Source organism: Corynebacterium sp. HMSC036E10 (genome assembly GCF_001836265.1).
GTDB classification, from domain to species: Bacteria; Actinomycetota; Actinomycetes; order Mycobacteriales; family Mycobacteriaceae; genus Corynebacterium; species Corynebacterium coyleae.
The window spans coordinates 514,415-538,296 of sequence record NZ_KV827977.1 but is presented as its reverse complement, the minus strand read 5'-3'; the positions used below and the strand labels follow the sequence as shown (position 1 = coordinate 538,296).

At 62.2% G+C, this 23,882-nt stretch carries 24 protein-coding genes and 1 tRNA gene; 15 read left to right on the top strand and 10 right to left on the bottom strand.

The annotated features are described in order from the left end of the window. Positions 1-133: 133 nt before the first annotated feature. The 5 genes from HMPREF2736_RS06465 (at position 134) to HMPREF2736_RS06440 (ending at position 5,401) form a co-directional block, all read left to right on the top strand. Positions 134-1,576: a uridine transporter UriT gene (locus tag HMPREF2736_RS06465; RefSeq protein WP_371326411.1), complete on the top strand. Its 1,443-nt coding sequence runs from the start codon at positions 134-136 to the stop codon at positions 1,574-1,576. Next, complete coding sequence (locus HMPREF2736_RS06460; RefSeq protein ID WP_070829148.1) at positions 1,569-2,507, top strand: uridine-preferring nucleoside hydrolase UriH; 939 nt, start codon at positions 1,569-1,571, stop codon at positions 2,505-2,507. Before HMPREF2736_RS06465 ends, HMPREF2736_RS06460 begins: the two co-directional genes overlap by 8 nt. Before the next feature lie 165 nt (positions 2,508-2,672). After that, positions 2,673-3,488 carry a trimeric intracellular cation channel family protein gene (locus tag HMPREF2736_RS06455; RefSeq protein ID WP_070829147.1) on the top strand — a complete coding sequence of 272 codons (816 nt, stop codon included), beginning with the start codon at positions 2,673-2,675 and terminating at the stop codon, positions 3,486-3,488. A 19-nt stretch (positions 3,489-3,507) separates the two neighbouring features. After that, complete coding sequence (locus HMPREF2736_RS06450; RefSeq protein ID WP_168167624.1) at positions 3,508-4,440, top strand: trimeric intracellular cation channel family protein; 933 nt, start codon at positions 3,508-3,510, stop codon at positions 4,438-4,440. A 25-nt stretch (positions 4,441-4,465) separates the two neighbouring features. Continuing rightward, entirely contained in the window at positions 4,466-5,401 is a 936-nt protein-coding gene (locus HMPREF2736_RS06440; RefSeq protein WP_070829145.1) for a DMT family transporter, read from the top strand. A 62-nt stretch (positions 5,402-5,463) separates the two neighbouring features. Here HMPREF2736_RS06440 and HMPREF2736_RS06435 read toward each other — a convergent pair whose 3' ends face one another. Continuing rightward, entirely contained in the window at positions 5,464-5,784 is a 321-nt protein-coding gene (locus tag HMPREF2736_RS06435; protein ID WP_070829144.1) for a hypothetical protein, read from the bottom strand. 15 nt (positions 5,785-5,799) lie between these two features. Continuing rightward, entirely contained in the window at positions 5,800-6,900 is a 1,101-nt protein-coding gene (locus HMPREF2736_RS06430) for a hypothetical protein (protein ID WP_141761597.1), read from the bottom strand. Between the two features lie 476 nt (positions 6,901-7,376). Between HMPREF2736_RS06430 and HMPREF2736_RS06425 the strand changes: the two genes are divergently transcribed. Then, a complete protein-coding gene (locus tag HMPREF2736_RS06425; RefSeq protein ID WP_083322994.1) occupies positions 7,377-7,643 on the top strand; it encodes a hypothetical protein in 267 nt (88 codons plus the stop codon). Beyond that, on the top strand, positions 7,636-9,024 hold the full coding sequence (locus HMPREF2736_RS06420) for an NAD-dependent succinate-semialdehyde dehydrogenase (RefSeq protein WP_070829206.1): 1,389 nt from the start codon (positions 7,636-7,638) through the stop codon (positions 9,022-9,024). Before HMPREF2736_RS06425 ends, HMPREF2736_RS06420 begins: the two co-directional genes overlap by 8 nt. 85 nt (positions 9,025-9,109) lie before the next feature. Here HMPREF2736_RS06420 and HMPREF2736_RS06415 read toward each other — a convergent pair whose 3' ends face one another. Continuing rightward, positions 9,110-9,904 (bottom strand): HAD-IIA family hydrolase, encoded by a 795-nt coding sequence (locus tag HMPREF2736_RS06415; RefSeq protein ID WP_070829141.1) that lies wholly within the window; start codon positions 9,902-9,904, stop codon positions 9,110-9,112. Further along, complete coding sequence (locus HMPREF2736_RS06410; protein ID WP_070570169.1) at positions 9,901-10,176, bottom strand: acyl carrier protein; 276 nt, start codon at positions 10,174-10,176, stop codon at positions 9,901-9,903. The genes HMPREF2736_RS06415 and HMPREF2736_RS06410 overlap by 4 nt, the downstream gene beginning before the upstream one ends. Positions 10,177-10,193: 17 nt before the next feature. Here HMPREF2736_RS06410 and HMPREF2736_RS06405 point away from each other — a divergent pair, with 17 nt between their 5' ends. Both HMPREF2736_RS06405 and HMPREF2736_RS06400 read left to right on the top strand, forming a co-directional pair. Further along, positions 10,194-11,009: a YPDG domain-containing protein gene (locus HMPREF2736_RS06405; RefSeq protein ID WP_070829140.1), complete on the top strand. Its 816-nt coding sequence runs from the start codon at positions 10,194-10,196 to the stop codon at positions 11,007-11,009. Next, on the top strand, positions 11,009-11,863 hold the full coding sequence (locus HMPREF2736_RS06400) for an alpha/beta fold hydrolase (protein ID WP_083322993.1): 855 nt from the start codon (positions 11,009-11,011) through the stop codon (positions 11,861-11,863). The genes HMPREF2736_RS06405 and HMPREF2736_RS06400 overlap by 1 nt, the downstream gene beginning before the upstream one ends. Before the next feature lie 399 nt (positions 11,864-12,262). On the opposite strand, the gene aceE is transcribed toward HMPREF2736_RS06400, so the two are convergent. Next, positions 12,263-15,058: a pyruvate dehydrogenase (acetyl-transferring), homodimeric type gene (gene aceE, locus HMPREF2736_RS06395; protein ID WP_070829205.1), complete on the bottom strand. Its 2,796-nt coding sequence runs from the start codon at positions 15,056-15,058 to the stop codon at positions 12,263-12,265. A gap of 195 nt (positions 15,059-15,253) precedes the next feature. Here aceE and HMPREF2736_RS06390 point away from each other — a divergent pair, with 195 nt between their 5' ends. The 3 genes from HMPREF2736_RS06390 (at position 15,254) to HMPREF2736_RS12200 (ending at position 16,669) form a co-directional block, all read left to right on the top strand. Next, entirely contained in the window at positions 15,254-15,658 is a 405-nt protein-coding gene (locus tag HMPREF2736_RS06390; protein ID WP_244268623.1) for a DUF3052 domain-containing protein, read from the top strand. 64 nt (positions 15,659-15,722) lie between these two features. Then, positions 15,723-15,798, top strand: a tRNA-Val gene (locus HMPREF2736_RS06385). Between the two features lie 259 nt (positions 15,799-16,057). Further along, positions 16,058-16,669, top strand: a complete 612-nt coding sequence (locus HMPREF2736_RS12200; protein WP_141761596.1) for a hypothetical protein — start codon at positions 16,058-16,060, stop codon at positions 16,667-16,669. 489 nt (positions 16,670-17,158) lie between these two features. On the opposite strand, the gene HMPREF2736_RS06380 is transcribed toward HMPREF2736_RS12200, so the two are convergent. The 5 genes from HMPREF2736_RS06380 to HMPREF2736_RS06360 all read right to left on the bottom strand — a co-directional run bounded on the left by HMPREF2736_RS06380 (position 17,159) and on the right by HMPREF2736_RS06360 (position 20,797). After that, positions 17,159-18,049 carry an IS1249 family transposase gene (locus HMPREF2736_RS06380; protein ID WP_256374916.1) on the bottom strand — a complete coding sequence of 297 codons (891 nt, stop codon included), beginning with the start codon at positions 18,047-18,049 and terminating at the stop codon, positions 17,159-17,161. Positions 18,050-18,309: 260 nt separating this feature from the next. Continuing rightward, positions 18,310-18,705, bottom strand: a complete 396-nt coding sequence (locus HMPREF2736_RS06375) for a hypothetical protein (protein ID WP_141761595.1) — start codon at positions 18,703-18,705, stop codon at positions 18,310-18,312. A gap of 30 nt (positions 18,706-18,735) precedes the next feature. Then, on the bottom strand, positions 18,736-19,701 hold the full coding sequence (locus HMPREF2736_RS06370) for an SURF1 family cytochrome oxidase biogenesis protein (protein WP_246822078.1): 966 nt from the start codon (positions 19,699-19,701) through the stop codon (positions 18,736-18,738). A gap of 6 nt (positions 19,702-19,707) precedes the next feature. Then, positions 19,708-20,175 (bottom strand): low molecular weight protein-tyrosine-phosphatase, encoded by a 468-nt coding sequence (locus tag HMPREF2736_RS06365; RefSeq protein ID WP_070450800.1) that lies wholly within the window; start codon positions 20,173-20,175, stop codon positions 19,708-19,710. Continuing rightward, entirely contained in the window at positions 20,162-20,797 is a 636-nt protein-coding gene (locus tag HMPREF2736_RS06360) for an HAD hydrolase-like protein (protein WP_070829137.1), read from the bottom strand. Before HMPREF2736_RS06360 ends, HMPREF2736_RS06365 begins: the two co-directional genes overlap by 14 nt. Before the next feature lie 36 nt (positions 20,798-20,833). Here HMPREF2736_RS06360 and HMPREF2736_RS06355 point away from each other — a divergent pair, with 36 nt between their 5' ends. Genes HMPREF2736_RS06355 through HMPREF2736_RS06345 form a run of 3 tightly spaced genes read left to right on the top strand, consistent with a single transcriptional unit; the run spans position 20,834 to position 23,831 of the window. Further along, positions 20,834-21,970: a Nif3-like dinuclear metal center hexameric protein gene (locus HMPREF2736_RS06355; protein ID WP_070829136.1), complete on the top strand. Its 1,137-nt coding sequence runs from the start codon at positions 20,834-20,836 to the stop codon at positions 21,968-21,970. Positions 21,971-21,980: 10 nt separating this feature from the next. Next, positions 21,981-22,670 carry a zinc ribbon domain-containing protein gene (locus HMPREF2736_RS06350; RefSeq protein ID WP_070829135.1) on the top strand — a complete coding sequence of 230 codons (690 nt, stop codon included), beginning with the start codon at positions 21,981-21,983 and terminating at the stop codon, positions 22,668-22,670. After that, a complete protein-coding gene (locus HMPREF2736_RS06345) occupies positions 22,671-23,831 on the top strand; it encodes a bifunctional RNase H/acid phosphatase (RefSeq protein WP_070771870.1) in 1,161 nt (386 codons plus the stop codon). Positions 23,832-23,882 lie beyond the last annotated feature (51 nt).

Here is a 23,882-nt window from a genome sequence, read left to right as displayed (position 1 = left end):
TTGTGACCAGGGATTACGCATATCGAGACCTGCATATGAACGGTAAGGTGCTGCTCGCGGGTCGCTTGCAGTGCTCGGCGACGCACCGGAACCGAGGCGGGCGATGTGCAAAAGGCTGTTTTACACTGCACGCATGACTATGACGAACACCTCGCTACCAGCAGCGGGGCAGAAACTACCGACCAACCAGGTCGTGCCCCTGATGACAGCGCTGCTGGTGGCTGTCTTCGCATTCCAACTCAACGCGTCCATGTTGTCGCCGGCGTTGGCGACCATGGAGGTCGAACTTGACGCGACCACCGCGCAGATCGGCATGACGCAGACGGCGTTCTTCACCGCCGCGGCTGTGTTTGCGCTGTTTATGCCGCGTTGGGGTGACTTGATTGGGCGTCGCAAGGTGTTGGTGACCATGATGGCGGTCACGGTGATCGGCTCGGTCGTGGCGGCGCTGGCCACGAACGTGACCATGCTGTTCATCGGCCGCGTCATCCAGGGGGTGTCCGGCCCGACGGTCGCGCTGACCTCCGTCATGCTGCGCCAGGCTGTGCGTGAGGAGAAGCAGTTCGCGTTCCTGGTGGGCATTCTGACCTCGGTTAACGGCGGTATCGCGGGTGTGGACGCGCTGCTGGGCGGCTGGCTTACCGACGCCTTCGGCTTCCGCTCCCTCTTCTGGGTCATCGGCGCCTCCGCACTGATCGCCGTGTTCGCCGTGCAGTTCGGTGTGCCGGAGACCAAGTCGAATGAGTTGCAGCCGATGGACTGGAAGGGCGTTGTCGGCCTGGTCATCGGTGCAGCTGCGATCCTGACCGCGCTGAACATGGCCGGCGAGCTCGCCGCCGCCAACTGGGTCATGGTCATCATCCTGCTGGCCATCGGCGCGGCGTCGCTGGTGTGGTTCTGGCGCACCGAGAAGTCCACCCCGCACCCGCTGATGTCCACCGAACTGCTCACCCAGCGCCGCACCTGGGCGCTGCTGCTGACCACCACCCTGACCATGACCGGTGTGTTCGCCGTCATGAACGGTCTGGTGCCCAACCTCGCGCAGGACGCTGAGGCCGGTCCGGGCATGTCTGCCGGTGTCGTGTCCTGGTGGACGCTTACCCCGTACGCGCTCGCCGGCCTCGTCATGGGCCCCATCGCCGGTTGGCTTGCCGGCCGCGTGGGCTACAAGATCATCCTGCAGATCGGTATCGCGGGTGCGGCGTTGTCGGTGCTGTTCGGTGTGGTGGTCGTCGGCAATGCGACGCCCGCGCTGCTGCTGGCCATGTCGATCCTCGCCGGCATCACCTACGCGGGCATGGGCAACATCATGCTCGGCTCGCTTGGCGTCGTGCTTGCACCGAAGCACAACCAGGGCTACCTGCCGGGGCTCAACGGCGGCGCGTTCAACCTGGGCGCGGGCCTGTCGTTCACGATCATCTTCGCCGTGTTCACTGCCACGGGCGGCAGCTACCGCGCAGGCATGATCGCCGGCGCAATCCTGCTCGGCTGCGCGTTCGCCGCGTCGTTCCTGATCCCGAAGCCGGAAACCATCCCGGACACGCTCGCAGCAGAGGACGTGGCTGCCCGTGCGTAAGATCATCATCGACTGCGATCCTGGCCACGACGATGCCGTCGCCATCCTGCTCGCGCTTGGCAATCCAGACATTGAGCTCCTTGGCTTAACGACGATCGGTGGCAACCACACCATCGATAAAGTCACCCACAACGCGCTTCAGGTGCTGACCATCGCCGGGGCCACCAACGTGCCGGTCTACCGCGGTGCGACGCGCCCGCTTATCAACGAGGTCGTCACCGCCGAGGACATCCACGGCGATACCGGCATGGAAATCCACGGCTACGACCTGCCCGAACCAGAGGTTGGGGTGGAAGATGAGCATGCGGTGCGGTGGATCGTCGATACGCTGATGCGCGAAGAACCCAGCACCGTGACTTTGGTTCCGACCGGACCGCTGACCAACATCGCGCTGGCTGTGCGCATGGAGCCGCGGATCGTCTCGCGCGTGCGCGAAGTCGTGCTCATGGGCGGGGCGTACGGCACCGGTAACTGGACCGCGTCCGCGGAGTTCAACACGTGGGTGGACCCGGAGGCCGCCGCGATCGTCTTCGGCGAGGACTGGCCCGTCGTCATGGTCGGCCTGGACCTCACCCACCAGGCGCTTGCCACGCCTGCTGTCGAGTCCCGATTTGCCTCCTTGGGCACCTCCGCCGGCGACTTCTGCGTCGGACTTATCGACGCCTTCCGCCGCAACTACAAGGACGCCCAAGGCTTCGACAATCCACCAGTTCACGACCCCTGCGCCGTCGCCTACGTCATCGACCCCACCGTCGTCGAGACCGTGGCCGTACCGCTGTCGGTGGAGCTATCGGGTGCGCTGACCCGCGGGCGGACCGTGGCGGACTTTCGGGTGTTCGACCCGTCCGACTGCAACACGTCCGTGGCCACGCGCCTGGACGTGGAGCGCTTCTGGGACCTCGTCGTCGACGCAGTCCAGCACCTCGGGTAGGGGCGGCTTCCCAACCTCCCGGTTACCCCAGCAGATGGTGAGGACGCAACGGTGAGCTTGCCGATTTTTGGCCATCTTCACCGTTGCATTCTCACCATCTACGTGTTCGCGGCCTGTCGGCAGGACATCCAGCCGGCGTGCAAGGCCAAAAGTAGCCTGTCCCGTATGGAACTTTCGGACTTTGCGGGCAATCTTTACTTCGTTCTCGAATACATCGGTGTGCTGCTGGCGGCGACGGTTGGTGGGACTGTCGCCAAGCGCATGAACTTTGACATTGTGGGGTTTGCGTTCATTGCGCTGATTTCGTCGTTAAGTGGAGGCTTTATCCGCGATGCCATCCTCAACGATGGGCCCGCCGCAGCACTGACGACCCCGGGGTATCTGATCACAGCCACGGTTGGCGCCGCGATCGCGTATACGGTCACACTCAAAGGCAGGTTGTGGGAAAACTTCCGGTTCTATGCCGACATTGTCACGATTGGTGTGTGGGCGGTCGCTGGCACACTCAAAGGCCTGGTAGCGGACCTCAATTGGGTCGCATGCATTCTTCTTGCGGTGATCACAGCGACCGGTGGCACGGCGATGCGCGATATCGTGCTGCGACAGGTGCCAACGCTGTTCACTTCGCAGAAAATGTATGTGTTCCCAGCGATCATCGCTTCGGCCATCATGCTTGGGTTCAATGCGTTTGATTTGGTGTGGCAGGGGATGCTCGTCGCAGCGGTCGCAGCACCGATCTTCGCGGTCGCGGTGTACTTCGGAGGCGACCGGTTTGCGCTGTTCCGTACGAAGGAGATTGAGCGGCCGTTGGAGCAAAAGCTCGGCTACGCGCTCGGAGTTGACACGGATGCGCACCACCCGGTGGAAGCCGGCCAGCACGTGACGCGTGCGCTCGAGGATGCCAGTGACGACGAACTCTTGCGCGCCATCCGCCTGTACCTGCAAAACGAGGTGCGCGAACGCACGGAGGCGAAGCCGTAACTTCACTACGATGACGCCCATGTACTTCGACAACGTGTTCACCGCCGTGGGGTTCTCGTTTGCCCTGATGGACCTTATTGGGGTGTTTTTGAATGCGCTGATGGGTGGGCTCGTCGCTAGGCGGTTGCGCTTTGATGCTGTCGGTTTCATGCTGATTTCCATCATTTCGGGCATGGCGGGCGGCATGATCCGCGACGCTCTGATCGGCGCCACGCCCGCGTCGGCGTTGCAAAACCCCTGGTACATCGGTACGGCGCTGGTGGGGTCGCTGTTTGCGTTTCTAATTCCGCTGTCGGGGCTGACGTGGGAGTTGTTCCGGTTCCACGGCGACATGATCATCGTCGGTGTGTGGGCGGTGACGGGCACGGTCACGGCGATGCGTGCCGACATCACGTGGTTCGGCTGCATCCTCATGGGTGTGCTCACTGCCACCGGCGGCATGGTGATCCGTGAGATGATGATCGGTCAGATCCCGTCCATACTTATCGACCGCCAGTGGTACGTCGTGCCGGCGATTGTGGCGTCGATTAGCGTGCAATTGTTTTACGACCTCAACCTGCAATCCATCGGCCTCGCCATCTCCGCCCTGATTGGTTTCGGCCTCGGCGTGGCGGCGTACTGGTTCGGCTGGCACGTGCCCGGCATCGAGGCGCTGGCGAATGTCGACGATTTCTTCACCCGTATCAAACACCGCGTCGGCGACCGCCTCCCACGCACCCCCAGCGCCCTGCGCCAACGTGCCGAGCGCGCGCAACGCCCCGGCATGCTCGTGAACGCGCCGACGCGCAAGGACATTCACGACATTCTGGGCAATCGTATCGACGACCGCAGCAACGTCACCCACGAAGAATTCCTCGACGCCCTCTACCGCGCCTACATCGACCCGACCGGGCCGGGAGGCGCTGGCGGTGCTGGTGGTGCGGACTCAAGTGCGGGCGACCGCAAGAAGTAACCCACCCGTATGAAACCATAGGCGGGTGCTTCTCCTTATTGCGCTCGCTGTCGGCGGGCTGATCCCGATCCAAACCGCGGCCAACTCGCGTTTGCGTCTCAGCGTGGGCAACTATCCGGTTGTGTCGGCGCTGATTTCGTTTTCGGTGGCGTTGCTTGTGGCTATCGTGGCGACCACCATTCTGCAGGGCAACCCGTTGCCGCAGTTCGCGCCGGGTACGTCCGCGCCGTGGTGGACGTGGCTCGGCGGTGTGATGGGTGTGTGCTTCGTGCTGGGCAACATTCTGCTGTTCCCACGCCTTGGCGCGGTGCAGACGGTGGTGTTGCCGATCCTTGGGCAGGTGGTGATGGGCCTGCTCATCGACTGGTTTGGGTTGTTCGGAGCACCGCGTATCGACGTCACCCCGCCCCGCATCGCCGGCGCCATCGTCGTGTTCGTCGGCATCGTCGTGGTGCTGCGGGCAGGCAAGTCAGGGAAGGGCGCCGCTGCTACCGCTGCATCTGGTGACGCCTCCGGCCTCGAACTCTGGCTCTTCCGCGCGCTCGGCGTCCTGGTCGGCGTCGGCTCCGCGGTACAGACGGCAGTGAACGGCTACTTAGGGACGATCGCCGGCTCCTCCCTCCACGCCGGCGAAATCAATCTCTCTGTCGGCGTGGTGCTGTTGCTGATCGCCGCGCTGGTCACCTCACCGAAGCAGTTCACCCGCAAGCCGACGCCGGGCCCGGCCTGGATGTGGCTCGGCGGCCTTGTCGGCGCAATCTTTGTGATCTCCGGGGCGACCCTGTCGCCACTGCTCGGCACCGCCACCACCGTGATCGCTTTCAACGCAGGCACCATCGCCGCTGGTCAGGTCCTCGAAGCCCGCGGCGCCTTCGGTGCTCGCAAGAACCCGCTCACCGCCACGCGCCTCGTCGGCCTGGTGGTGATCTTCCTCGGCGTGCTGGCGGTGCGGTTGCTGTAGGTTGCGAAATGGTGACGTAGGAGCAAACCCGAACTCGTGGAGCAAAGTTAGGGGGTTGTTGCCTAGTCGGTCGATTGGGCCTGAGAAGAATTTTGCGTGTAGTCGGTCAAGCGGCCTAATTGCCGTTCCTGGTACTCGATTCGCTCCTGTATCTGCACTATTGTGTCCATCACGGTTGCCCGTGTGCTGAGATCGAATCGGTTGAAAAGCCGACGGAAGAACCCTACTTTCTTCTCGTTTGAGTCTTCTGTCGGCTTTTTGGACTCGCTGGCACTGGTATCCGGCTTATTCGTAGTCTCCCAGTTCAACGGAAGATCTATGGTTATTCTGAGAGCTGTCTGGTGCTCCGTGTATCGAATTTCGCAGTTGTTCTGGTTGGTCATCTCTTAATTTCTCTTTCAGTTCGGTAACAGTCGCTTGATTAAACGGATCTGGCGGATGTGTATGAAGAGTCGGATCAACAAAACTAAAACGGACGCGAATGCTGCTTCGGGTCCGAGGGCTATAGAGAGAACCATAAAAGGAAAGGTAAAAAGGATAGCCAGTCCCACCAGTGCAATTGATTCGCTCCGTGAAATGAGATGCCCGCATGATGCCCAATAACGCTTGTGGACGAAACCGGCAGATTGAATAAAAAACCAGGCGGGAATCAGTGCGGTGAGGAGCCAAGAATAAGAAAACGATGGCAGGGCCTCAAAAGGCCACTTTTGTGGTTCGGAAAAAATACCGATGCTACACAAGGCTAATGCGGTAAGGATTGCCCAGAAAATCGGCGAGAGGACTAGGAACCCTTTTGAGAACCATCCCTTGGTTAAGAGGTGGTGGGGATGTGGTCTGAACCCAACCTGTTCAAAGCGCGGGATTGCTGCCCGGTAATTCTCTAGAACCAGTTTTTGTTTGTTGAGATCCTTAGCTATCACGCGAGAAATTCTTCTGAAGGATATGGGTGAAAGGGCCAGGCTCTCTCGGGCAATCAGGCAAATGGAGAACACCAGCGTGGTGGAAACCAGCAAAATTAGAACACTAGGCTCCAGTAAAGTGGCCAAGAGCATACCGAGTGGGGGGTGATCGTCGGAGAGGTTCAAGTTTCGAGCCTCGTATGGCAGGTGCGCCAAAAATTCCCACTCAACGTTCATGATGCCGACCGCCAGTATCACGAGCGTTAGGAGGTTTTGGACCGCTTCACCCGGTTCTTCTTCAAAAAGATGTTCATTATCGAATTCAATGAGATAGTAGAGACCCACTAGTGCAATTACACCTGTGAGAAAAGCGCCGAAAGTAATGGGATTTGATTCGGTGCTGAGAATTCTGATTCCGTCTCCGACAGCCAAAAAAGGGATGGGCAAGATTGCAACCAGGAGGCCCGTAAAGAAAAGGGTGCCCAAATAAGTGGATAAAAACGCCCTTACCGTCTCACTTTTCGTCGACCGCCAATCGATTTGAGGAGAGAAGGGAGGCTGAGCGCTGTGGGGGCGTGGTTGCGTCGTTGATGTATTCAAGAAATATCCTTTGCAAATCTTCACTCCAGACTACACGGGTGGCGTTAAGGATAAACTAAGTCAACTATCAGAGTGCGTTTCGTAGCCCGTAGCTAAACCTCAACCGAAGGTCGAGTAAATAGGGGGATCAAGCAGCAGTTGAGGGTTGCCCAGGGTGACTCGTGTGACGCAAGATCGGTCGCGAGCCGGAAGGACTCAAAGAGCAACCAGAGGCCGTTGGGGAAGACGAACCTCTCGTCTCGCACTCTGCCGCCCGGGCTAGTCACCCGGATACGGACATGTCAGCCGAACCAGGCGCGCAGCTTGGTTGCGGTGCACCGTCCGACGCGGCGTCCCGCTTAGTCACCGGGGCAGGAGTGTGCCGAACAAGCACTGCCGCAGCAGTGCAGCAAGCAGTGCAACGCACAGAAGGGTCCCCACCGATGACGACAACACTGGCTGCGCCCCGCGCGTGCCGGCCCACACGCAACCGCCTTATGTGGACGCTCCAGATTGAGGGGATGTTGGGCAGGGTGCGTGGGGTCGTCGAGAAGCAAATGCTCCTGTTGCCTGAGGGTGAGCCGGGCGAGGTCTGGTTCACGCGCTGGCAGCGGCGGCCGGATCGCACGTACTCGTGCCAGGAGAATATCCGGGCGACGGAGGCGGAGATTGAGCCGTTTCGGCGCGCGATTGAGCGCCTGGCGGCGGAGGAGAATTTCGTGGCGAGGCTGACGCAGCGCTCGTACCATGGGGCGCATGGCTAAATACCGAGTACAAAATCCGAAGACCAACGAAATCGAGAAGACCTACGAAAACATCACCTCCGACGAGCTCGAGCAGGCACTGAGCGCCGCTGACGAGACGTTTAAGCAGTGGCGCGAGAAGTCCTATGAGGAGCGCGCGGAGGTGCTGCGGAAAGTCGCGAAGCTTTTCGACGACAAACGCGACGAACTTACCCGCATCATCGCCAATGAAATGGGCAAGGCCGTCGACCAGGGCGACGGTGAGATCGACGACGTTGTCGAGATTTTCAACTACTACGCCGACAACGGTGCGAAGTTCGGTGCCGACGAGGAGATCCCGAACGAGCGTGGCGGCACGTCGATTATGCGTAAGGTTCCGCTGGGTGTGATCGTCGGCGTGATGCCGTGGAATTTCCCGTATTACCAGGTCGCACGTTTTGCTGCGCCCGCGCTTATGGCCGGCAACGTGGTCATGGTCAAGCACGCGAATATTTGCCCGGAGTCGGCGGAGGCGATCGAGAAGATTTTCGACGAGGCCGGCGCCCCGAAGGGCCTGTACACCAACATCTTCGCTGGTCACTCGCAGATCTCGAAGCTTATTAACGACGACCGCGTCCAGGGCGTTTCGCTCACCGGCTCCGAAGGCGCTGGCCGCTCCATCGCCTCCCAGGCCGGCCAGGCGCTGAAGAAGTGCGTGCTCGAGCTGGGCGGCACCGACGCCTACATCGTGCTCGACTCCACCGACATCCCGGCCGCCGCGAAAACCGCGTGGAACAAGCGCATCGGCAACACCGGCCAGGCCTGCACCTCCAACAAGCGCATGATCGTGATGGAGGACATTTACGACGAATTCGTCGACGAACTGGTCAAACTCGCCTCCTCCTACACCGAAGGCGATCCGCTGAACCCGGAGGAGGGCAAGTTCTATCCGATGTCCTCGCGTGACGCTGCGGAGAACCTCGCCCAGCAGCTGAAGATCGCCGTTGAGGAAGGCGCGAAGATCCACGTTGGCGGCGAAGTTACCGGCAAGGGCGCCTACTTCACCCCGGCCGTGATCACCGACATCCCGGTCGGCTCCGACTCCTACTACGAGGAGTTCTTCGGCCCCGTCGCCGAGGTGTACAAGGTCTCCTCCGAGGAAGAGGCCATCGAGGTGGCCAACAACTCCCGCTACGGCCTTGGCGGTGCCGTGATGTCCGAGGACGTCGAGCGTGCCAAGCGTGTTGCCGACAAGGTGGACACCGGCATGATCCACGTCAACATCCCACAGGCCCGCGGCGCCGAGCTGCCGTTCGGTGGTGTGAAGGCCTCCGGCCTGGGCCGCGAACTGGGCCCACTGGGCATGGATGAGTTTGTGAACAAGCAGCGCTTCTACATCGCCGGCTCCGACTCGGCAGTGTAGGAGGACGCGGGTGCGGGGGCGTTCGGGGCGCCACGGGGCGCTCGCCCGCGCCGCCCGCCCGCCCGCGGCCCCCACCCGCGCCGCCCTAGTCGGCGTACTTCCCGTCGCTGAACGGGTCGTGGATGCGATCCACCAGGTCCGCCACCGAGTCGAAGACGGCGGTGGGGCGGTAGGGGTAGCGGGCGATTTCGGCGTCGTCGCTAATGCCGGAGCGTACGAGCACGGTGCGCATGCCGGCTTCGAGGCCGGATTTCACGTCGGTGTCCATGCGGTCGCCGATCATGACGGTGTTGTCGGAGTGGGCGCCGATGTTGTTCAGTGCGGAGCGCATCATGACGGGGTTGGGTTTGCCCACGTAGTAAGGCTCCATGCCGGTCACGGCGGTGATCATGGCGGCGACGGAACCGGTTGCGGGTACGACTCCGCGCGGGCCAGGCCCGGTCAGGTCGGGGTTTGTTGCAATGAAGCGCGAGCCGCGCCGGATCAGGTTCGAGGCGGTGGTGAGGGCTTCGAAGGAATAGGTGCGGGTTTCGCCGAGTACGACGAAGTCGGGGTCCGCGTCGGTAAGAATCCAGCCGATCTCGTGCAGCGCGGTGGTCAGGCCGGCCTCGCCGATGACGTACGCGGAGGCCTCACCGGCTTGCTGTGAGAGGAACTTCGCGGTTGCCGTCGCGGAGGTCCAGATCCGTTCCGGTTCGATGTCCAGACCCATGCGCTGCAGTTTCGCGGAGAGGTCGCGCGGGGTTTGCATCGAGTTGTTGGTCAGCACCATGAACTCGATTTCCTCGTCGCGCAGGGTGGAGATGAACTCCTTCGCGCCGGGAATGACCGAGCCCTCTTTGTGGAGGACGCCATCCATGTCGGTCAGGTATGAAATCATTCGTGTTCCTCCAGGTAGTCGGCGAGTTCGCCGGCGGTGGGGTGGTCGGTAAGCACGGTGTCGTCGATACGCACGCCGAAGGTGTCCTCGATCCGCACGGCGAGTTCGATGCGGTCGAGGGAGGCGATTGCGGTGTCGTCGAAACGCGAGCTTTGCTTGACGACGACACCCGTCACCTCCTCAACCAATCCCGCGAGACGAGCAAACGTGTCCGCCGGGGTTTCCTCCTCGAGTTGGAGGCCACCGAGATCCAAGCGTTGCGAAAGTTCCATGCCGTTATGATAGGCCCATGCAACGCTTCGCACTTCCCGCCGCAACCGTCGTGATCGCCAGCCTCGTCGCACCCGTCGCCGGGGCCGCGACGATGGCGGAGACGTACGAACCGTACTTCGCGCCGGAAACGTCGCGGGTGTACGGGCAGCCGGGGGACTTCAACACCCACCCCATTTACCTTGAGTTGAAGGGCGTGCCGGAAGGCGCGGAATGGAAGCTGACGGGGGAGGAGACGATCCGTAACCTTTTTCAGCTGAAAAAGGTGGGCGACAAGCTTCAGATCCAACTCAACCACAACGATAAAAATCCTGTTGAGCGCGGGGAGAACACACAGGAAATTACGGTGCGGGTGAACTTTCCAGATACGTCGACGGATCTCTACCAAGTGCCCGTCACCCTGATCCCGGACCACGCATTCCTATACGAGCCCAGATACGACGACGTCGAGGCCGACCCCGGTAAGAGCGTGACGCTCACCCCGACCAACGTCCGCCACTTGGACCTGCCGACCGACGCGACATGGGACGTCAAAGGCAATTACGACTCGGTTGACCAGAAAACCGGGGCGATCACGGTGACCCTGCCGAAGGACTCCTACGACAACGCGAACCTTGACGTAACCACGACGTTTGCGGACGGCTCTAAGCGTTCGACGCAGGCGGTGGTGACGAATACGGGGCGCGGTGTCGTCGAGAAGCAAACGCCCACGCCTACGCCGGTGCCTGCAGGATCGACGCCGCTGCAAAAAGTCGCGCTGGTCTTCGGTATCCTCGCCGTCATCGCCGGCATCGGCTTCGCCGCCATGCCCTACCTGCAACAATTCGGGTTCTGATGCGCACCGGCACCATCGACCGCGACGGCATCACCATCCACTACTACGACGCCGGACCCCGCGACGCCGGCCTGACCGTCGTCTACGCCCACGGCTTCAACATCGCCGCCGCCGAATACAAACTGCAGGTCGAAGCCATTTCCGGCGTGCGCCAAATCCTTGTCGACGTCCGCGGCCACGGCAAAACCGGCTACGCCGACCCCAGCCTGCTCACCATCGACGCCGCCGCCGACGACATCGCCGCCGTCCTGCGCCACCTCGGTATCGACGACCCCCTCATCACCGTCGGACACTCCCTCGGCGGTCCGATCTCCCTGTCGCTGATGCGCCGCCACCGGTTTAACTGGGTCGGATCCGTGCAAATCTCCAGCACCGTCGACCCCTTCACCGCCCGCGGCCTACCGCGCCTCCTCGGTGGGGGATTCGGCCGGGCGCTCGGGTGGTTTGTGGATAGGCTGCCACACGCTGCCGAAGGCATCCGGCGCCTGGTCACCGACATGATCGCCCCGATCCTCGCACGCTGGTTCTACTTCCGGCCCGTGCCATGGTCCCTGATCAAATTCCACGCCCGCATGATCAAAGCCACGCCGCTCGCCACCTATCGAGGCTTCTTCGACGACCTCCAAACCCACTCCGAACGCGGCGCCGCCGCCGTCCTGGCCACCATCCCCGGCTACATCCTCGTCGGCGACCGCGACAACGTCGCCCCCGTCAGCCAATCCGCCGAACTCGCCGAGATCTGGCCAGGCGCCTACTTCCAAATCCTGCCCGAGTCAGGGCACATGCCGCCTCTCGACGACCCCGGCGCCGTCACCGCCGCCATCGAGCGCGTCATCGCCCTAGCGCGAGGGTAGGGCAGCCGCGGCCGACGCCTGCGGCCGGCGCGGCAGCCACCAGCCGGCGCCACCAGCCGCCGAGGTTTCTGACACATTCCGGCAGAATCTGTCAGCGCCGGGAATCGTCGCAGGTCAGTGGGTTTTGGGCGGGCGCCGATGTGAAGTCTGTCAGGAGCATCTGCTCCTGGCCAAAATAATTCCCGGGTCCGCGCCGATTTGTGGAACTATTTTGGCTCCGCGCGGCTCACAAAATCGGCGACCTGGGGAAACGCAGCCGCGGAAAGTTCCAAAACCGAAGAAAGTTCCCGGCCGGGGAACTATTTTCGGAAAGGGTGGCAGGCGGAAAGACGAGCCACCTCACACAACGAAAACCGCCCCAGCCAATGAAAACAGGCCGGGGCGGTGGAGGTCAGAGAACTACTCGGCGGCGTTCTCCGGGCCCTCGTCGTCGGAGTCGAGGGTCGGCTTCGCGGCGGTCGGATCGTCGATCTTCAGATCCTTCGCAGCCTTCGCCACAACATCGCGATCGATCTTGCCTTCGTTGGCCAGGCCCATCAGGGCGGCGACGGCCATGGACTCGGCGTCGATGTTGAAGAAGCGGCGGGCGGCTTCGCGGGTGTCGGCGAAACCGAAGCCGTCGGCACCAAGCACGATGTACTGGCCCGGGACGTAGGCGCGAATCTGCTCCTGCAGGTCGGAAGCGAAATCGGAGGTCGCGATGTACGGGCCTTCGGTCTGCTTGAGCTGCTTGGTCGCAAATGCCTCTTCAACCTCTTCGCCCGGGTTGCGGAGCTGCTCGGCAGCCTTGCGCTGACCCTCACGGGCGAGTTCGGTCCAGGAGGTGACGGAGTAGATCGCGGCACCGACGTTGTACTTCTCCTGCAGGATCTCCTGGGCGCGCAGTGCCTGCTGCATACCCACGCCGGAGGCGAGCAGGGAGACCTTGTGCTCGAGGTCCTTGCCTTCGTCGTAAAGGTAGATGCCCTTGTGCAGGCCCTCAACGTCGAGGTTGTCCGGGCGTGCCGGCTGGTGGTGCGGCTGGTTGTAGACGGTGATGTAGTACATCACGTCCTCGTCCTTGTCCGCGCCCTGGCCGTACATGCGCTCGATGCCCTTGGAGATGATGTACGGCATCTCGTAGGCGAACGCCGGGTCGTACGGGATGACGGCAGGGTTGGTGGAGGCCAGGATCGGGGAGTGGCCGTCCATGTGCTGCAGGCCCTCTCCGAAGAGGGTGGTGCGGCCGGCGGTTGCGCCGACGATGAAGCCGCGGCCCATCTGGTCGCCGGCGGCCCAGAAGTTGTCGCCGGTGCGCTGGAAGCCGAACATCGAGTAGAAGATGTACATCGGGATCATCGGCTCGCCGTGGGTGGCGTACGACGTTGCTGCTGCGATGAAGGATGCGGAGGAGCCGTCCTCGTTGATGCCTTCGTGCAGGATCTGGCCATCGGTGGACTCGCGGTAGGACAGCTGCAGGTCGTGGTCGACCGGCACGTAGTTCTGGCCGTGCGGGTTGTAGATCTTCTGGGTCGGGAACCAGGAGTCCAGGCCGAAGGTACGGGCCTCGTCCGGGATGATCGGGACGACGCGCTTGGCCAGCTCCTTGTCGCGCATGAGCGCCTTGAACGTGCGCACGAGCGCCATGGTGGAGGCGACTTCCTGCTTGCCGGAGTCCTTGAACAGCGCCTTGAAGGTCTTTTCAAAGTCAGGCTGCTCGAGTGGGGTGTACTGCTCCCGACGCTCCGGCAGGTAGCCGCCGAGTTCCTCGCGGCGTGCCTTGAGGTACTTGATCTCCTCGGCGTCCTCGCCCGGGTGGTAGTACGGCGGCAGGTACGGATCCTTTTCCAGTTCTTCGTCGGAAATCGGGATCTGCTGCTTGTCGCGGAAGAGCTTCAGGTCTTCCAGGGCCAGCTTCTTCATCTGGTGGGTTGCGTTGCGGCCCTCGAAGTTGTGGCCGAGGCCGTAGCCCTTGACGGTGTGGGCGAGGATGACGGTCGGCTTGCCCTTGGTCTCCAGGGCGCGCTTGTAGGCGGCGTAGACCTTGCGGTAGTCGTGGCCGCCGCGGCGCAGGTTCCAGATCTCTTCGTCGGTCATGTCTTCGACGAGCTTCTTGGTGCGCTCGTCGCGGCCGAAGAAGTGTTCGCGGACGTAGGCGCCGTCGTTGGCCTTGAAGGTCTGGTAGTCGCCGTCCTTGGTGGTGTTCATGATGTGGACGAGTGCGCCGTCCTCGTCCTTCTCAAGCAGTTCGTCCCACTCGCGGCCCCAGACGACCTTGATGACGTTCCAGCCGGCACCGACGAAGAAGCTCTCCAGTTCTTGGATGATTTGGCCGTTGCCGCGCACTGGGCCGTCGAGACGCTGCAGGTTGCAGTTGATCACGAAGGTGAGGTTGTCCAGACCGTAGAGGGAAGCCATCTGGATGAGGCCGCGGGATTCGGGCTCGTCCATTTCGCCGTCGCCAAGGAACGCCCAGACGTGCTGCTGGTCGGTGTCCTTGATGCCGCGGTCCTGCAGGTACTTGTTAAAGCGTGCCTGGTAGATGGCGTTCATTGGGCCAAGGCCCATGGACACGGTTGGGAACTCCCAGAATTCCGGCATGCCGTGCGGGTGCGGGTAGGACGGCAGGCCGCCCTGCTTGCGGGAGTGTTCCTGGCGGAAGCCGTCCAGGTCGTCTTCGGAAAGGCGGCCTTCGAGGAAGGCGCGGGCGTACATGCCTGGGGAGGCGTGGCCCTGGAAGAAGATCTGGTCGCCGCCCTGTGGTGCGTCTTTGCCCTTGAAGAAGTGGTTGAAGCCAACTTCGTAGAGGGCTGCCGCGGAGGCGTAGGTGGAGATGTGGCCGCCGACGCCGATGCCCGGGCGCTGTGCGCGGTGCACCATGATGGCGGCGTTCCAGCGCATCCAGCGGCGGTAACGCTTCTCAATCTTCTCGTCGCCAGGGAATTCCGGCTCGAGTTTGGTTGGGATGGTGTTCACCAGGTCGGTGGAGGACAGCGCCGGCAGCGGTACGCGCTTGGCGTTGGCGCGCTCAATGAGGCGAAGCATGAGGTAGCGGGCGCGCTCCGGGTCGGACTCCTCGAGCAGGCCGTCGAGGGAGTCCATCCACTCTTGGGTTTCCTCCGGGTCCGCGTCATGCAGGTAGGAAGCTACGCCTTCGCGCAGCGACAGGATATTCGTATCGACGTCAGAAGCGTTCTTCACGCGACCATCGATCATCTCGGTGTCCTTTTCGGCCACTTCAACCTCCTGGGTTCATCGGGGCAATACACCGACAAGGATACGTTCTTTTGCTCGCTAGTTCTTACATCGGATGGCTTTTGGTGAGACTAATTGTTGGTTTGTCGCCATTGAGCACGGTGGGGCGGTATGCTGACGTGCATTCGTACAACTACAACTGGAGGATTTAGACACTTGAGTGCCACAGGAGTGGACACCTACGCCGACCGTTTTGGGGTTGGCCCCGACCTTGTCGTTCAGGAGATCGGCTGGGGTGAGGATGCGGATTCGTCCATCTCGGAAGCCATCGAGGATGCCATCGGAGCAATGCTTCTTGACGACGACACCCTCGAGCCCTGCGACCTCGTCCTCCTTTGGTTCCGTGAAGGCGACGGTGACCTTGTCGATGAACTCGTCGATGCCACCCGCAACCTCGGCTCCGGTGGCCGCATCTGGCTGATGACGCCCGGCGCCGGCTTCCCGGGTGTTGTCGCACCGGGCCTGATCGCAGAGTCTGCCCAGTTGGCCGGTCTGCTGCAGACCAAGGCCGACCGCTTCGGTGACTGGCAGGGCTCCTGCCTCGCCGCCTCGAAACGGTAGTTTTTGGCGCTTAGCCTGCAGGTTTTCCTTTTCCGGTCGTGCTTTGGTAGTGTTACCGGGCAGCGCGCCGTTAGCTCAGCTGGAAGAGCAACTGGTTTACACCCAGTAGGTCGGCGGTTCGAGCCCGTCATGGCGCACCAGGTCAAGGCCCCTCTTCGGAGGGGCCTTTTCGTAGCTTGGTGTGAGTCCGCAGGCTGGGGTTAAGGCTCAAAATGTGTGTCTGCTATCGGCGTGACATTCTCATTAATGCTCTGCCGTTCATTGGGCGAAAGAATATGTTACCGTCATCTCACAAGGCGTCTTAAGTGAGCAAGAGCTCGCAGGACATCTCGACAGAGCAAGCTCTCGCAGAATATTCTTAGAAAGAGGTTAGGAATGCGCCTACTCTTTAGAAGGGCATTGGCAGTTGCACTTTCGGTATCGGCGCTAGGAATCTCCTCCCCTACGACGGTAACGGCAAAGCCAATTGACGTCGCTGAGGCGCAGATGTTATTTGCCGAGGATTCGAACCTCACCGTGGCTGGAGAGGCATCTTTTAGGGCGATGGACAGGTATGTTGATTTTGAACATGCACGGTTTGATTATCGAGCAGCTCAGTCGGATCCAGACGTGGATTCTGGTGTACTGAATGAGTTCTCAGGAACTCTTCTTGCGCAAGGCTGGAATGTTGACGCGGACGAATCAGACCTAGCGATTCTTGAACGCGAAGCGGATGCTATCGAACCGGCTATTCAGTTTTACGATGCATGTCAAGGACGGAATGGGTTCCAAAAGCTACCACCCGGTGTCTTGCTAAATAGCTGCGCGGCATCTGCACTCCAGAATGCGTACGCCGCTGGCGCTGGTGTTGCCGCGTTAGCTGCGTTAATTACTGCAGAAACAGGTGTAGGCGGGGTTCTTGCTGGCGCTATTGCTGGAGTCTTAGCGGCGGAATCTGGCATTTTAGGCATCTGCGGTTCGTGGAATCGAGGAATTAGACTTTTCCCTGGTGGAATTTGTTGGTCACAGTAGGTATAAATGCGCTTGCTACGTGTTGTCATCGGTATCATTATCGCTATAGGTGTTATCCTGAGTATTATTCAGGTAGCACTTTCTGCGTGGTCTAATCCGATTTTGTCCGTAGGTCCCATTTTATCGATTACAGGTGCTCTAGCGGGCATTTTGTACGTAGTCTTGGTGAGATACCGTAAACGAGACAGAGGCTAGTATATTCAAATTCTTGCTTCCTGCGTGAGCCGCTACTCTATAACTACTATTTGAGCGTTAAGGGTCAAAAAGGGTGTCTAGCTCGGCGTGTCGCGAGGGTTAGATGTGGCCTTTTTGGATGCCGATTGAGTGGGTGTAGTTGGTGTCGATAGCGCCCTCGTAGAAGGCTGGTCGTCGAAGTTTCGTGGTCGGCTTGGTTCTCGTTTCGGGTCAGGGGGGATACTTTGGCCAGTTAGTCCTGACCCCAGTTGGGCTGCCCGGCGATCTCAACGGGGTCGTCAGGCAGTTCCGTTTTTAGGTAGAGCCACCAATCCAACATGCGGCGTTGATGTTCCCGGATCTTCCCCGGTGGGTGCGGGCCAGCAGTTTCAACTGGGCGTTGATTCCGCCTTCCGGCTGTTTGGTGGCTTTGATCCGGCTGGCGTCGAGCACACCGTCGGGTGGGGCGAGGTAGACCAACAGTAAGTTGCCCCGCCATAGGTGGTTGAGGCTGTTGTAGGCCTTGCGAGTGCGTTCATGAGTCCATGACCAGGCGCGTTGCCGTGTCGCCGGGTCGGTTGTGAACGTTTTCTGGTTCATCCAGTCACGGTAGATAGTGCCGTATTCGTGCAGTTGCGCACCCCACGCGGCCGCCTCGTCAAGATCGGTGATCTTCGTGAGGTTGAGCGCGATCTGGTAAATCGCTCGTCCTGCATCGGTGCGGGGACGTGCGGTGGTGTGCCGGCGCACCACGCGTTGGGCGTGGACGAGGCAGCGCTGCACTTTCGTTGTGGGCCAGCATGCCTTGATTGCGCTGGCAGCGCCTTGGCCGCCGTCAATGACAGGGATCAGGGGCGCGGGGATACGTTCGAGCAGTCGTTGGTAGTCGCGGGTGGTTTCACGTGTGCACCAGTGCCAAGCGATGACGTGATCCAAGGTGGCAGCAACAATCAAGCATCCGCCGGCGGTGTAGGTGCCGTCAAGAAAGACCTGGTCGTAGACCCAGCCTTCGTGCCCGATCGTGGGATCGGGGACATCAACTAGCCAGAAGTGTTCAAACCGGTGTTGCAGCGTACGCGGATGACATCCTGCTCCGGCGGCAGCGGTTTCCAAGCTCGCACCGGTTGTGAGGTGGGTGATAAATGCTGCGAAGGCAGCGGAGTTGGTGATATCGGGGAGCTGCTTGGTGGTGGAAGCGCCGCACATTTTGCACCGTCACCGGCTGCGGTTGGCGGAGGTCTTACCGTTGCGTTTCATTTCCCCACCGCATTGGCAGCGTGGTCTGTTCTTCGGTATTGATCAAGCCAACACCAGCCCCTACCACACGCTGCTGTCACCCCCCGGTTTTTCGCCACCATGGCGCGGATATAAGCCCCAGGAGCATATACTTTCAGGAAAACCCCCGATCATCTCAAACAAATCGACGAATCCAGACACACATTTTGTCGCTTAACCCGAACCGGTACCTAGAGCGATCGGTTCTCGATGGCGGCGAGGATGCCCAGTTCGAACGCCGGGGTGTTGCCGTCGAACTCCACGTCTGCGACGTCCCATTCGGAGAACTGCACCCGAGCGGAGCCGGTGGTGGCGGTGGGGGAGTCGGGGACGATGGAGATGTCGTGGAGAGAGTGGCCAAGCGCGGCGCAGGCTAAGCCGGCGCGGGCTGGCAAAGTACCGCCGTCGGACAGGGCGAAAAGGGGCTGGCCTTCGGGGTCGGTGAGAAGCGACAAGGTTGCGAAGGGGCGGTTGGCGAAGGCGACGGCGTGGTCGAAGGCGGCGTCTTCAATATCGGCAGGTTCGACGCCCGAGGCGGGGACGACGAAGACGTCGGCGAGGGTGCGGAGGACGGAATCGAGCGACATCAAAACCCCTTCAGAGACCATGGGACAGAGTTAGCGTTCTTGTTCCTTATCGTAAGCCTTGGCCCACGGGTTGGTGCGGGAAGAACCGTAGCGCTGGCGGGAACGCGTAGGAGCCGCAGTCGGGGTCTGAGCGGACGGCGCCGGGGCGGTTTCTTCGCCGGGGACAGGGGAAGGCTCGGGGCCGCTGCCGGCCACGGTGTCGTCGTTAAGCAGTTGCTTCTGCTCCTCGACGTAGCGGCGGCGTTCGCGGCTTTCGGAGAACAGGAAGTAGAGCAGGGCGCCGGGGGCGGCGACGCCGAACAGGATCCACTGGAGGCCGTAGGAAAGGTGGTTGCCGGTTTCGAGTTGGGGCAGGGGGATGGCGGTGAGGGTGCCGGGTTGGTCTGAGAGTAGTTGGAGGTACGGCTCGACCATGACCGCCCCCGCGTCGACTCCGGTCAGCTCCCCGACTTGGGCGGGGTTGATGGAGTGGACCATGTCGTAGCCCTGGTCGTGAATGGGTGCGGTGGGGTGGACGGCTTCGCCGGCGCGCAGCATGCCGGTGATGGTGACGTCGCCGGTGGGTGCTGCGTCGATGTCCGGGACACCGGTGGAGCCCTCGGCGGGGACCCAGCCGCGGTTGACAAGGATGGTGCGGCCGTCGTCAAGCGTGAACGGCGTGAGCACCTGGAACGCAGGGGTGCGGTCGACGGAACGCAGGCGAAGCAACACGTCGTTGCCCGTGTAGTGGCCGGTGGCGACCACACGTGACCATTCGTCGGCGGGGGCGAGCGTGGTGCCGGGCAGGCGGTCCACCAGCGGTTCGGGATCGTGGTCGAACGCCGCGGAGATGTGTTCGTTGCGCTCGACTAACTGTTCGTTCTTGCCGAGTTGCCAGGGCGCGAGGAACGTGAAGGCAAAGTAGGAGAAAATGCCGACGACGATCGCCGCGATGATCCAGCCGGGGTTGAGCAGTTGGCGCCACCACGGCTTTTGGGAGGACTTGTTGGCATTCACGCCCACTTAGCCTAGCTGATCGCGCACCCAGCGGATAATGCCGTCGGCGGCGGCTTCGATCTGCTCGCGCACCACGGTGAAGCCCTCGGGCCCGCCGTAGTACGGGTCGGCAACGCCAGCGCCCTCAGGTGCGGCGGGGTCGAAGGAGCGCAGCAGACGGACCTTGTCTTCGGGCACGCCGCGCACGACCAACTCCGACACGTGGTTGGTGTCCAGCGCGACGATCAGGTCGGCTTGCTCCTGCTCGTAGCCAAACTGTTGGGCGCGGTGGGCTTCGCCGTCGTAGCCGTGGTTGGCCAGTTCGCGCCGGGCGCGCTCGTCGGCTTTGTGCCCGACGTGCCAGTCGCCGATGCCTGACGACGACACGCGCACCGCATCGCCCAGCCCCGCGTCCTCCAATTTGGAGCGCACGATGACCTCCGCCATCGGGGAGCGGCAGATGTTGCCAGTGCAGACGAAATCAATATGCAGCACGGATGATCCTTTCCAACTCGGTCGCGTCCGATGCTACGTAGGTCGCCTCGTCCCATTCGGGTGCGGCACCGTAACCCCAGGTCACGGCAACACTCGGGATGTCGAAGGTGGTGGCGCCGGTGAAGTCGTGGGTGCGATCCCCAATCATCAGGGGACGTTTTGGCGCGACGTTGTCCAGCACGTACCGGATCACGTCGGCCTTCTTGGCGCGTACGCCGTCGTTCGATGCAGCGCCCAAAAAGTCGATGTGCTCGAGCATCCCTGCGCGCTCGAGGGCGGCTCGCGCGAAGCGTTCGCTTTTCGACGTCGCCGTGCACACCCCAAAACCTTCCCCCTTCAACCTGGCCAGCAGGTCGGCCATGCCGTCGAAAACCTCGAAGCGTTGCCAGCCTTCGGTGGACATGTAGGCGGAGTAGGCCTGCATGGCTTGTTCGACCTGGTCAGGCGACATGCCGAGCGCGCGCATCGATTCCGGCATCGGTGGCCCGGGGATGCGTTTGATGAACTCCTCGTCCGGTTTATCCCAGCCCACGGCCTCTAATCCGAGGAGGAATCCGTGGCGGATGCCGGGGAAGGAGTCGATGAGGGTGCCGTCGACGTCGAAAAGCAATGTGGTGTTCACACCTCACCACTGTTCCAAATTTGTAGGCTGGCTGCCATGACTGCTGTGACTGTGCAAGACGTTGTTGATGCCCTCGAGGCTGCCTACCCGCCGGCGTTGGCGGAAAGTTGGGACCAGGTTGGCCTGGTTTGCGGTGATCCGGATGCTGAGGTGACCAAGGTTGCGTTCGCGTTGGATTGCACGCTGGAGGTCGCCGAACGGGCCGTGGCGCAGGGTGCGCAGTTGCTCGTTGTGCACCACCCGTTGCTGCTGCGTGGTGTGCATTCGGTGGCGGCGAATACCCCGAAGGGCAAGGTTATCCACACGTTGCTGGCTGGCGGCTGCGCGCTGTTCGCCGCGCACACGAACGCCGATTCGGCGCGTCCGGGTGTGTCGGACAAACTCGCCGAACTCGTCGGCATCGAACCCGGCCGCCCGATCAAGCCGGTGCTTCTCGACGCCACCGACCGCTGGGGCGTCCACGTCCCGCCAGCGGATGTCGACGCCCTGAAGCGTGCCCTGTTCGAGGCCGGCGCGGGCGAGATTGGCAACTACCGCGAGTGCGCCTTCACCACCGAGGGCACCGGCGAGTTCACCCCGGTCGAGGGCGCTGACCCCACCGACGGCACGGTCGGCGAGCACTACACCGCACAGGAATTGCGGGTGGAGTTTGTGGCGCCGGCGAGGTTGCGGCGTGGGCTCGTCGATACGCTGCGCGCGCACCATCCGTACGAGGAGCCGGCGTTCGACATCGTGCAGGTGGAGCACACCGCGGATCTGGACAACGCGACGGGCCTCGGGCGCATCGGCACGCTCCCGGAGCCGATGACCCTGCGCGAGTTCACCCAACAGGTGGCCAACGCCCTGCCGGAGACTGCCTGGGGTGTGCGCGCCGCCGGCGACCCGGACCAGATCGTGCAAAAGGTCGCGGTGTCCTCCGGCTCCGGCGACTCGTTCCTTTCGGATGTGTCCAAACTCGGCGTGGACGTCTATGTCACCTCGGATCTGCGTCACCACCCGGTCGACGAACACCTGCGTGCCGGTGGGCCCGCCGTGATCGACACTGCCCACTGGGCCAGCGAGTTTCCCTGGACCGAGCAGGCAGAGAGTATCGTGGCCCCTCTAGGCGTAGACACCGAGATCCTGCACATCCGCACGGATCCCTGGACCGTGTCCGCGCACCCCGCGAACTAAAGGAGTACCGATGCACCTATCCCAAGACCTGCAACCCGTCCTCCTGGAGCTCGCGCTCGCCGACGCCGCCAAGGGCCAGATGCGCGTTCGTCCCGAAGAGCAAGAATTGCAGAAGCTTCTCGACGAACGCACGCGCATGACCGAGGCTTCCGCCTCCGCCCAACTGGCCGTGGATGACATGGAACTGGAAATCCTGCGCATCCAGGAAGACGAGCGGAAACTGAAGAAGCGCGAACTCGACGACAAACGCCAACTCAGTGCAGAGACCGACCCGGAGCGCCGCAAGAACCTGGAGCACGACCGCTACGCAGCGAAGTCGCGCATCGCGGACCTGCTCTCCGAGTTGAAGGAAGCGCACAACGAGATCGCCGCGTTGCGTAACAACCGCGACATTCACGCCGCCCGCGTCGATGAACTCAACCGCAAGGTCGAGGCAGCCCAGCGCACTGTTGATGCACTGCCGGAAGAAGAGACCGTGGACACCGACGAGCTGCGCTCCCGACTGCCCGAGGATGTGCTGAAGGCGTACGACGACATCGGCGCCGCCAAGTTCAACGGCCGCGCCTGCGGCGGCTGCTTCATCCAACTCCCGCCGTCCGAGCGCGCCGAAGTACTCGCCGAGCCGGAGGACACCCTGCCGGCCTGTCCGAACTGCGGCACCCTGCTGGTGCGCGTGAACCCGGCCACCGACGAGGTGTAAATGCAGGTCAAGATGTACTGCGACGGCGGCTCCCGCGGAAACCCGGGGGTCGCCGGATCCGGCTCCGTGGTCTACGACGCCGACGGCGAAACCCTCGGTGAGATCGCGTATGTGGTGGGCAAAAAGTCCACCAACAACGTCGCCGAATACTACGGACTGATCCGCGGGCTGGAGGCGTGCCGCGAGGTCGGCGCCACGCGGGTGGATGTATTCATGGACTCCAAGCTCGTTGTCGAGCAAATGACCGGCCGGTGGAAAATCAAACACCCGGACATGCAACAACTCGCTCGGGAAGCCCGCGACCTCGCCTCCTCCTTTGAGAAGGTCACCTACACCTGGGTTCCGCGCGCCAAGAACAAGAAGGCCGACGAGTTGTCTAACGTGGCCATGGACGCGGCCGCGCGTGGCGACAAGCCGGGGATTGTGAAGGGCACCGGCGTGTGGGGCGGCGGTGGCAAGGCTTCGGCCCAAGAGGAGAAGCCGGCGGAGGGGCCGGTCGTCGAAAAGAAAAAGCGCGATGCCGCTGGCCACTGGGCTGGAAACTCCGAACCGCGAACGCGGTTCATTCTGCTGCGGCACGGGCAGACGCAACACTCGGCCGAGATGCGTTTTTCCGGCGTTTCTAACCCGGACCTCACCGATATCGGCCGTGACCAGGCGAAGCGTGCCGCCGAGGCGCTGCGCACGTTCGGGCGCATCGACGCCATCGTTGCCTCCCCGCAAGCGCGCGCTCAGCAAACCGCGCAGTTCGCCGCCGAGGTGCTTGGCCTTGAAGTTCGTACTGACGAGGGCTTCCGCGAGCTCGACTTCGGCGACTACGAGGGCCTGACCCGCGACGAGGCGATTGCGAAGGGGGAGGAGACGTATGCGACGTGGCAGGAATCGCCAAACAACGCGCCCCCTGCCGGTGAGTCGCTGACAGCCTTCCACCGCCGCGTCACCCGCGCCCGACTGAAAATTCAGGAGCGCTACGAGGGCCAGAACGTGCTGGTGGTGACCCACATGACCCCGATCAAATCCATGGTCCGCCAGGCTCTCGGCGCGAACGCCGAACTGTTCAAGCACCTGTTTTTGGATCTTGCCAGCATCTCTGTCGTGGACTACTTCGGTGAATTCGGTGTGGTCCGCTGTGTGAACGACGTCGCCCACCACCGCGGGTAGAGGGGACTCGGGCTACGGACTGGGGGGGGCGACCGCGGCGGCCACCAACGC